The organism is Streptomyces sp. NPDC057428, assembly GCF_042803195.1.
In the GTDB taxonomy this organism is placed as follows: Bacteria; Actinomycetota; Actinomycetes; order Streptomycetales; family Streptomycetaceae; genus Streptomyces.
Window position 1 is genome coordinate 1 of sequence record NZ_JBHVCT010000159.1, and the last position, 7,060, is coordinate 7,060.

The 7,060-nt window shown below is 66.7% G+C and carries 8 protein-coding genes and 1 pseudogene; 2 read left to right on the forward strand and 7 right to left on the reverse strand.

What is annotated here, in order from left to right; genetic code table 11:
• Positions 1-132 precede the first annotated feature (132 nt).
• From ACFU5K_RS30710 to ACFU5K_RS30720, 3 genes and pseudogenes are all read right to left on the reverse strand, one after another.
• Positions 133-792 carry a hypothetical protein gene (locus ACFU5K_RS30710; RefSeq protein WP_384067676.1) on the reverse strand — a complete coding sequence of 220 codons (660 nt, stop codon included), beginning with the start codon at positions 790-792 and terminating at the stop codon, positions 133-135.
• Positions 793-964: 172 nt separating this feature from the next.
• Positions 965-1,732 (reverse strand): annotated as a pseudogene (locus ACFU5K_RS30715) (IS5 family transposase); the annotation flags it as partial.
• Between the two features lie 37 nt (positions 1,733-1,769).
• On the reverse strand, positions 1,770-2,384 hold the full coding sequence (locus ACFU5K_RS30720) for a DUF4253 domain-containing protein (protein WP_384067679.1): 615 nt from the start codon (positions 2,382-2,384) through the stop codon (positions 1,770-1,772).
• Positions 2,385-2,790: 406 nt separating this feature from the next.
• Here ACFU5K_RS30720 and ACFU5K_RS30725 point away from each other — a divergent pair, with 406 nt between their 5' ends.
• On the forward strand, positions 2,791-3,687 hold the full coding sequence (locus tag ACFU5K_RS30725; RefSeq protein WP_384067681.1) for an aminoglycoside phosphotransferase family protein: 897 nt from the start codon (positions 2,791-2,793) through the stop codon (positions 3,685-3,687).
• A gap of 65 nt (positions 3,688-3,752) precedes the next feature.
• On the opposite strand, the gene ACFU5K_RS30730 is transcribed toward ACFU5K_RS30725, so the two are convergent.
• The 4 genes from ACFU5K_RS30730 to ACFU5K_RS30745 are packed head-to-tail and all read right to left on the reverse strand — an operon-like array spanning position 3,753 to position 5,773.
• Entirely contained in the window at positions 3,753-4,229 is a 477-nt protein-coding gene (locus tag ACFU5K_RS30730) for an integrase (RefSeq protein WP_384067684.1), read from the reverse strand.
• On the reverse strand, positions 4,222-4,800 hold the full coding sequence (locus ACFU5K_RS30735) for a hypothetical protein (RefSeq protein WP_384067686.1): 579 nt from the start codon (positions 4,798-4,800) through the stop codon (positions 4,222-4,224). Before ACFU5K_RS30735 ends, ACFU5K_RS30730 begins: the two co-directional genes overlap by 8 nt.
• 26 nt (positions 4,801-4,826) lie before the next feature.
• Positions 4,827-5,480: a hypothetical protein gene (locus ACFU5K_RS30740; protein ID WP_384067689.1), complete on the reverse strand. Its 654-nt coding sequence runs from the start codon at positions 5,478-5,480 to the stop codon at positions 4,827-4,829.
• A complete protein-coding gene (locus tag ACFU5K_RS30745) occupies positions 5,477-5,773 on the reverse strand; it encodes a hypothetical protein (protein ID WP_384067692.1) in 297 nt (98 codons plus the stop codon). Before ACFU5K_RS30745 ends, ACFU5K_RS30740 begins: the two co-directional genes overlap by 4 nt.
• Positions 5,774-6,085: 312 nt before the next feature.
• On the opposite strand from ACFU5K_RS30745, the gene ACFU5K_RS30750 reads away from it, so the two are divergent.
• Complete coding sequence (locus ACFU5K_RS30750; protein ID WP_384067695.1) at positions 6,086-6,820, forward strand: alpha/beta hydrolase; 735 nt, start codon at positions 6,086-6,088, stop codon at positions 6,818-6,820.
• The last annotated feature ends 240 nt before the right edge of the window (positions 6,821-7,060 follow it).

Below are 7,060 nucleotides of genomic sequence, written 5' to 3' on the forward strand. Positions count from 1 at the left end.
GTCAGCAGGCCCCCATCGCCTACGAACAACAATCAGCTAACATCACACTTGCCGCATAACAACACAAAGGTGTCCACCGTTCGGGGACAAGACCCGAGGGCCCAGCGGCGATGCGCGATGTCAGTGTCCTGTTCAGTCGTCGAACCACACGACGAGGCGCACGTTGTCGTCACCGTGCTGTTCGGCGTGTTCCTTCATGGCTTCCCAGACAGGTTGCCACTCGCCGGTTTCGGTGACGGCGTCTCTGCGGCGAATGGTGACGGATCTATAGAGCGTGTCCCCGACGAGCCACTCACTTCCTTCGGGCCACTCCCGCGCCTCGCCCGCTTTGAGACCGACAGCCTCGGCGAATGCGCGACTCCAGGAGGACTTGCCCGTCATCCTGAGCCCGTTCTGCGTCTGGCGGTATTGGTGAAGCCGGCTGTCGGGCTTCTCTGCGAGCTCGTTCCAGTCGACGGCCTTCACCTCGGCCCACGTGATCCACGTGGTGCCGTGGCAGCCGTCTTCGCCGTACCACTCGGTCAGCTGGGCGAACCGTGCACTCACGGTGGCCGAGGCGTCGGCGGGAAACCCCTTGCCTGCGGCCAAGGGGCGGAAGTTCGCGTAGTTGCGGACCCCGAAAAGACAACCGAACGCGTCGTAGTTACGGACATCGTTGAGGGAGCTGAGGGTGTGTGCGCTGTACCAGATCGGCTCCTGATCCTCTTGCGGCGCCCGATACTCGAGGAAGCCGCTTATGTCTGTACCCATGCCAGGCATTCTCCCGACGCCGTCAAATGATTTCGTCTGCACTGGATCGACGACCTGCGCATACCTGAGCTGCCTGGCCAGGAGGTTCCGTGGTGAGGAACAGCGCCCAGACGTGGCCTTCCGGCCAAGCACGGACCCCAGTTCCGACCGCAGTCCGGTGTACACAGATGTGACCGGTTCTGACGGTAGGTGATCCGAAGGAAACGGCCTAGTAGCGGGTGGCGACGCCTCGCCACTGTTTCAAGCGGTTGATGCAGCGTTCGACGATGTTGCGCTGCTTGTATGCCTCGCGGCCGAAGGCCGGTGGCCTGCCACCGCGGCGTCCGCGACGAAGCCGGTGGCCGCGTTCATCGGCCGGAACGGGGATCACTGCTTGGCTCCCGCGCTTGCGCAGGTGCTCGCGGATCGCGCGGGAGGAATAGGCCTTGTCGGCCAGGACCAGGTCCGGCCTCGCGCGGGGTCGTCCCCTCCGTCGAGGAACGCGCGGGCGGGCCATCACGTGCGCGGGCGCGTCGCCGGCCTGTCCTGCGGTGAGGTAGAAGGCCAGGGGCCGGCAGTGGGTATCGGACGCGAGATGGATCTTCGTGGTCAGTCCGCCGCGGGACCGGCTGATGGCAGGGTCGTCCGGCTCGCCAGTCGGGGCCCCTTTTTTTCGGGCCCCGACCGCGTGCTGGTGTGCGCGCACGATGGTGGAGTCTGCCGAGACGGCCCAGTTGAGGTCATTCTCGGCGTCGGCCTGCGCGATCAGCGCAGTGAACACCCGCTCCCAAGTACCGTCGATGGCCCACATCCGCAGCCGGTTGCAGACGCCCCTCCAGTTGCCGTACTTCTCCGGCAACTGGACCCGCTGTGATCCGTTCTGGAACTTCCAGTCGATCGCGTCGATTACTTCACGGTGGTGCCTCCACCGTCCCCCACGCCTCGGCGTCCGGTCCGGGAGTAACGGCTTGATCCTCGCCCACTGCTCATCAGGCAACGGCACATCCGACGCAACGAGGGAGCCAGCCAGGCCGTCATGTCTAGTCCCACCAGAACGACCAGGAAGTCCGCCCCACAAGGTCCGTCGCGTACTCGGGGAACGGCGTGGGCGGGTCATCGACGATGTTGTCCGCGGTCGACAGCACATGCTCCAAAGCGAGCCGGCTCGCGTGCTCCGCTTCAACGAGAGGTCTCGCGACCGAGACGTGCAGCTCGCTGCCGAACATCGCCACGACCTGGGCACCGAAGCGGTCCTCCCAGCTCCGCAGGAGTGCACACAGCAGAGGGAGTGGCGCCTCTGCGGACCAGCCGATCAACGCCAGAGCATCGCTGCTGCGATGGGCAGGGACGAGAACGAGGCAGCACTCGTCCAGCCCGAACTCGCACGTCTCGATGAGCCCGCCAAGCAGGCTTGACGCAGCCTCTTCGGGCGTCGGGCCCGCGGACGTAACCGGCATCGCCGGTGTCAGGCCCGGCCACTGTTCGAAGGGTGGCCCGGGGTCGTGTGGCCATGGCTCGATTTCCTCAGGTACCGGGGCTGGCGTCAGGTCCGTCCAGAACGGCAGCCTCCTGCGGCGGTACTCGACGAAGTCCGCCGCCAGTACCTCCTCCAGGCGGACGGCGTCGACATGGTCCGGGCTGAGCGGTCTTCCCATGGCGGCGGGCCAGCACAGGAGCGGAACCAGGCCGCGTGCTCGTTGCTCGCTCAGCAGGCGGGGCCACAGCCTTTCGATGTCCGTAGGGAATTCGTCAGAGACCCACACGGGTACGGGATCACGAGACAGGAACCGGCCGGGAGGCAGACCATCGGGCAGGCTAAACATGTTTGCACCGTAGACCGCGGGACCGACAGCGCAGCCACCTGCGGCTCCCCATCTGGGTCGGATCGACGAGCAGTAGGGGACATCTGACGCAGGCTTCTCTGAACCTTGGGGCCGTGCGGTCCCAAAGCTTCTGATCTGCAGCTCTTCGAGACCGAATTGGTGATGCCAGAGGGACTACAGCGAGCTGTTCCGGAGAGCGAGAACTGCTCCGCCTGCCGCCTCAGTACTGTGACTTCGCATGACCGACACCGAGATCGAGATCACCGCAGACCTGGTCCGCGACCTGCTGCAGGAGCAACATCCAGACCTTGCAGGGCTGGCCATTCGGGAGGTGGCGGGCGGCTGGGGCAACCAAATGTGGCGCCTCGGGGACGAGTTGGCCGTGCGCATGCAGCGCATGGACCCCACTCCCGAGCTCCAGCTGAAGGAGCGGCGGTGGCTCCCGGTGCTGGCCCCGCGCCTACCGCTCCCGGTGCCGACCCCGGTGCGGTTCGGCGAACCGTCCGAGCATTTCCCCAAGCACTGGACCGTGATGACGTGGGTTCCCGGCGAGCCGCTGGACCACGGCTCGATCAGCCGCGGCGATCACGCGGCCGACACGCTGGCGGGCTTCCTCCAGGCGCTCCATGTGGAGGCGCCCGCCGAGGCGCCGATCTCCACGGACTTCGGTGCCCATCCCCGGGGCTGCACGGACGGCTTCGAAGACTTCCTCCAGGCCGTTGGCCCTAACGACATCGCTGCCGACGTCCGGGCCGTCTGGGAAGACGCGGTCGCGGCCCACGCGTGGGAGGGCCCGCCGGTGTGGGTGCACGGCGACCTCCATCCCGCGAACGTCGTCGTCTCGGACGGAACGCTCTCGGGCATCGTCGACTTCGGTGCCATGTTCGCCGGCGATCCGGCGTGGGACCTCGCCGCCGCATGGGTGCTGCTGCCCGCGGGCACGGCCTCACGGTTCTTCGACATGTACGCGCATGCAGACGAGGCCGCGATCCGGCGCGCCCGCGGGCTGGCTGCTATGAAGAGCCTGTTCCTGATGCTCATGGGGCAGAACGGAGATCGGGGCCTTCCCGGCGGCAAGCCGCACTGGGGACCTGCAGGCCGGGCGGCACTTGATCGTGTTCTGAAGGGCGTTTGACGCACGCTTCCTCAACCCTATTCTCGATCTTGGTTGAGGGCCATGCGGCATCCCACCTTCTAGGTTCATCGATCACCACGCATGGTGGGGACGCCAAGGTCCACGGCCGTATTCTGCGCGTGGCCCCGATCGAGCTGGCTGAGCTTCTCCTCGGCGCCAGCCAGGCTGACCTGGAGACCCTCGACCTCGCCGAGCCAGCCTTCCGTCCCGGCTTCGGCGATTCGGGCGATCAAGTTGTCGCGGATCTCGGCAAGCCGTCCCCGTTGGACCGGGTCAGGTCGGAGTAGCGAGCATCTGACACAAGCGTGCTCATGGATGCAGGGGGATCCGAAGGCGCGTGCGCAGGTGCCGATGGACACCGTCCGCTTCTCGAAGTGGGCGAGGAAGGCGTCCCACTCATCCTCTGTCGGGATCCGGTACTCCTCGCCGGGACGGGAGGCCCGTCGGCGGGCGATGAACGCCCGGTGGGCCTCGATCGTCTCGGCAGGGTAGACGGCTAATGGTGGAGTCGGGTATTGGAACTGTCCGAATGCCTCAGCCATTGCGGACCCATGAGGTGAACTCGTCGGCGAAGCCGGGCGGGTTGGCGGCCTCGGTCTGCCGGGCGATCGCCTCGTAGTACTCCAGCTCGTGGACGATCACCGGCACGGTTCGGCCGACAGATCTTTCGATGACGCCGGTCGTGTGGAGAGTTCGGGCGAGCTGGCAGCAGGTCTGGTTGAAGCGGGCCTCGATCTGCGCGGCGAGTGGCCCGATGACTGAATCCCAGTCGGCGAGGTCGGTCGGCTCGTCGTACCAAAGTCCGAGTTCGGTGATCCACTCCTGGCGGGCTGTGGCCCCGGCGGGGTCGCTGGTCAGGTCGCCGACCACAGTCAGCTCGTTCTGAATCCAGAAAGCGTAGTTCCAGCGGGCTTCTGCCTGGTCAGAGGCCTCCTGGATGCTGCGTCGGGCCTGAGTTTCAGTGTTGTAGCCAATCGTCAAGGTCGGCTGACGAGGGTCGTCGTCCTCGTTGTCGATGAGGAAGGAGACAGCGTAGATGTCGCCGGCGTCGGCGGCCGGGATGGAGGCGAGGGCCCTCTCGACGAGATGCTGGAGGTGATCGTTGAACGTCATGGTCGGCGGGGTCCTGTCGGTCAGGGTCATGAGTCCCACTGGTCGCAGTACTCGATGTGGATCTCGCGCGCGTCGCCGAGAATGCCGTCGTTGGAGTGGAGCTCGGTGCAGAAGTGCGGGTAGCCCGGATGGACGGGGACGTATCCGGGGCCGTTCCGGGCGACGTCGAAGAAGTACCGGGCGGTGTCCCTGAACACCTTCGCGCTGCCGGTCATGAACAGGGTCTCGGCGTGGAGATGCTGGTGGAACAGATCCCGGTTCTCCTGGTAATGCCGTGCCTCGTGATCAATCACGGCTCCGTCGGTGTGTCCTGGGCCGGGCAGCTTCACGGTCTGCGGACGCCCTGGGCCGAGTCGTCCTCGTATTTCCTTCCAGCGTGAGGGTGCGAACTGGAGCGAGTGGTGCAGCAGTACGAGATCAAGCTGCCGTGTGCCGTCTTCTGGCAGCTCGCGGGAGGGGCCAAGGTTCCCCCGCATCGGCAGGTGGACCAGCGAGCGCGGTGAAGAGGCGGCGAGCTTCCACAGCCCACCGATTCGCTGGGCGGCGTCCTGATCGAGGTAGGTGTCCAGGTGCCGATCGTGGTCGATGAGCACTGCGTGGACCAGGGGCCGGGCTGGTCGGAGGACCTTGAACTCCGTGGATCCGAGCCGTGCCTGGTGGATGGTGATGGGTAGCTTCATTGGTTCTCCGGGACGCGGCGGCTGACATGTCGTCGGGCGTCTGACCAGCGTTTCTCGCTGTCGATGGTGCTGAGGGGGCCCGTCCAGCGGGTGGTGCCGTAGGTGAGGCCGCGGGCGTGGTGGTGCTGTACCGACCAGCGGACGAAGTGGCCGGTCTCGTCCCGATAGGTGGCATCGGCGTCTGAGGTCCATCGCTCCAGGTCAGGCTGGGTGCAGTCGCTCAGCGTCAGCCCAGTGCCGGTCAGCCAGTCGAGGAACTTGGCCGCTGCGGTGACGTGGCAGCGGACGTTCAAGGCTTGGAGATGCGCTGATGAACACCTCACCCAGGCACAGAATGCCAGTTTTTCGGTGCTCTAATCGGTGGCGGACGTGCGCTTCCTGACCAGTGACAGACGAGACTCCGACGCCATGGTGTTCGGCCACAGAGCCTCCGCAAAAACCTGTTGGCGGAACCACAGCAGCCACTGCTACGTTTCCGGAGGCCGTGCGAGAGAGCGAGGAGGTGGTACCCGTGAACGTATCAACATGGGTGCTCCCCTCCGGGGTCACGGTCGGGCGATAGGTCGTCCGGGAGCGCTTCAACAGCACTCCCGAAAGGCACGACCATGCACTTCACTTCTGAACAGCAGCTCGACGACGCTGTCCTCGAGCGCGAATTCACCCTCGGTGAGATCCCCGGCATCCTGTGGACGCCCGCATCCGCGTTCGCATCGGCGCCGCTGATCCTGCTGAGCCCCCCTCCTCTCGGGCTGCGCAAGAGGTACCCCCGGCTGGTGGCCCGGGCCCGGCACGCTGCGGCGGACGGCTTTGCCACGGCTACCATCGAGCTCCCCGGAAGCGGCGACAGGCCCCGTTGGCCCGCCGCCGAGCGGGCCCGCGCCAACCTGCGCCGGGCCATGGCGGCCGGCGATCCGGTCAGCGACGAGATCATCGACGCCCTCATCCTCCCGCTCGTCGACAAGTCGGTCCCTGAATGGCAGGCCGCCCTGGATGCCCTCCTGTCGCTGCCCGAGATCGGCGGCCCGGTCGGTTATTCGGGGGGAGTGATCTCCATCGGGACCCGGCTGGCGGTGGTCGAGCCGCGCATCTCGGCCGCTGTTCTGTTCGCCGGGAGTTTCGTCCCCCGGGCCATGTTCGAGGAGGCCCGCCAGGTCACCATTCCGCTGCACGTCCTGCTGCAGTGGGACGACGAAGGAAATGACCGGCAGGCGGCCCTGGACCTGTTCGACGCCTTCGGGTCCAAGGAGAAGACCCTGCACGCCAATACGGGCGGGCACACCGGCGTCCCGCAGTCCGCAGGCGACGAAGCGGGCCGATTCCTCGCCCGGCACCTGAAGTGACGCCTGGCCGTCAAGCCAGCAGCAGACGATAAGCCGTGTCGGCCAGGATGCTGCCCATCGGGGCAAGGTCCTGGCCCTGCGAAAGCGACCCAACCGGGGTCTTGGCGGATCCGTGTGGGTGCAGCCCCCCCGGTGCCCTGGGGCGGGCATCGGGGGTGGGGGGCGGGGGGGGGGGCCCCCGCGGCCCGTCCGCAGCGGGGAACATGGGTGGGGCTGGAACCGGGTGAGGGGACATGGGGG

Excerpts from the sequence above, each read along its gene's own strand:
- ACFU5K_RS30720 (WP_384067679.1), bottom strand. The coding sequence starts at position 2,384 with ATGGGAAGACCGCTCAGCCCGGACCATGTCGACGCCGTCCGCCTGGAG.
- ACFU5K_RS30725 (WP_384067681.1), top strand. The coding sequence starts at position 2,791 with ATGACCGACACCGAGATCGAGATCACCGCAGACCTGGTCCGCGACCTG.
- ACFU5K_RS30730 (WP_384067684.1), bottom strand. The coding sequence starts at position 4,229 with ATGGCTGAGGCATTCGGACAGTTCCAATACCCGACTCCACCATTAGCC.
- ACFU5K_RS30735 (WP_384067686.1), bottom strand. The coding sequence starts at position 4,800 with ATGACGTTCAACGATCACCTCCAGCATCTCGTCGAGAGGGCCCTCGCC.
- ACFU5K_RS30740 (WP_384067689.1), bottom strand. The coding sequence starts at position 5,480 with ATGAAGCTACCCATCACCATCCACCAGGCACGGCTCGGATCCACGGAG.
- ACFU5K_RS30750 (WP_384067695.1), top strand. The coding sequence starts at position 6,086 with ATGCACTTCACTTCTGAACAGCAGCTCGACGACGCTGTCCTCGAGCGC.